This window comes from Gammaproteobacteria bacterium (assembly GCA_028817255.1).
Taxonomy (GTDB): Bacteria; Pseudomonadota; Gammaproteobacteria; order Porifericomitales; family Porifericomitaceae; genus Porifericomes; species Porifericomes azotivorans.
On sequence record JAPPQA010000189.1, the window covers coordinates 3,955 to 5,504 of the forward strand.

Below are 1,550 nucleotides of genomic sequence, written 5' to 3' on the forward strand. Positions count from 1 at the left end.
CGGCCCGCGGGACGGCCCGAAGCGGCGCCCGGAGGAAAAATGAAGCCGCCGGAACGAACGGCCGCCTGGAAAGAGTTGCAGCGCCGCGCCCGGGAGATGCGCGGGCGGATGCACGGGCGAATGGGCGCCGCGCCGCGAAGCGGCGGCGGCCGCAGCGGGCGCCTGCGTCTCGCGCTGCCGGGCATCCTGGCATTCGACTACTCCCGCCAGCGCCTGGACGGCGGGGCGCTGGCGGCACTGTGCGCGCTGGCCCGCGCGCGGGAATTGCCGCGCCGGATCGCGGCGCTGTTTCGCGGCGAGGCGGTAAACTTCACGGAGCGCCTCCCGGCGCTGCACCCCGCCCTGCGGGCGGCGCGGCCGCAACGGAAAATCGCCGCCGAACGCCGCCGCTTCCTGGCCTTCGCGCAAAAAGTCCGGTGCGGCGGCATCCGCGGCGCCGGCGGGCGGCGCTTCGCCGCCGCCGTCAATATCGGGATCGGCGGCTCCGAACTGGGGGCCAAGATGGCCCTGTGCGCGCTGGAAGGCGCGCCTGGCACGGCAGGCAACATGGGCGGCAACGCGGCCACGGGAAGCGAGCAGGCGCTCGCCGCGCACTTCGCGTCCGGCCTGGACGGCGGACGACTGGCGGCGCTGCTGCCGCATCTGGTTCTGGAACAGACGCTGTTCGTCGTCGCCTCCAAATCCTTCGCCACCCGCGACACGATGCTCAATGCGGAACTCGCGCGGCGCGAACTGGGGCGCCGGCTGAGCGAGGCGGCTTTGCGCAAACACTTCGCGGCAGTTTCCGCCAACCTCTCCGCGATGCGCGCCTTCGGCATCGCGCCATCGCGCCGCTTCCGCATCTTCCCCGGCGTGGGCGGGCGCTTTTCCCTGTGGTCGGCGATGGGGCTGATCGTCGCCCTGCGCCACGGCACGGTCGCCTTCGAACAGCTGCTGGCCGGGGCGCGCGAGATGGATCGCCACTTTCGCACGGCACCCATCGCGCGCAACCTGCCCGTCGTCGCCGCGTTGCTGGATCTGTGGAACGTCAATCTCGCCGGGGCGCAGAGCCGGGTCGTGCTCAGCTACGACTACCGCCTGCGGCAACTGGCGCCCTACCTCGCCCAACTGGAGATGGAAAGCCTGGGCAAGACCGCGACTCGGGACGGGACGCCGGCGGCGCTGGCCGCCTGCGTCCCGGTCTGGGGCGGCTCCGCCTTCGACGCGCGCCACAGCTTCTTCCAGATGCTGCACCAGGGCCGCGCGCCCTTCGCCGCCGAACTCGTGGTGGTGGCCGCCCCCGCGCCCGGAGAAACGCAGGCGCGGCGGCGGGAAGTGCTGCGGATGGCGCGGCGGCATTCCGAGCGATTCGCGGGCGGCAGAGACGACGCGGACCCGCACCGCCGCTTCCCCGGCGCCCGCCCGCACTCCGTGATTCGCCTGGCGGAGTTGTCGCCGCGCAGCCTGGGCGGGCTGCTCGCCTTTTACGAGCACAAGGTGTTCGCCCTGGGGGCGCTTTACGGCATCAATCCCTTCGATCAACGCGCGGTGGATTCAGGCAAGGAATAGGG

General features: G+C 72.6%; 1 protein-coding gene. It reads left to right on the top strand.

Going from position 1 to position 1,550, the window contains the following annotated elements; translation table 11 throughout:
* Window positions 1-1,548, top strand: a 1,548-nt coding sequence (locus OXU43_07755) for a glucose-6-phosphate isomerase (GenBank protein ID MDD9825049.1), incomplete at its 5' end; no start/stop codon positions are given.
* Window positions 1,549-1,550 lie beyond the last annotated feature (2 nt).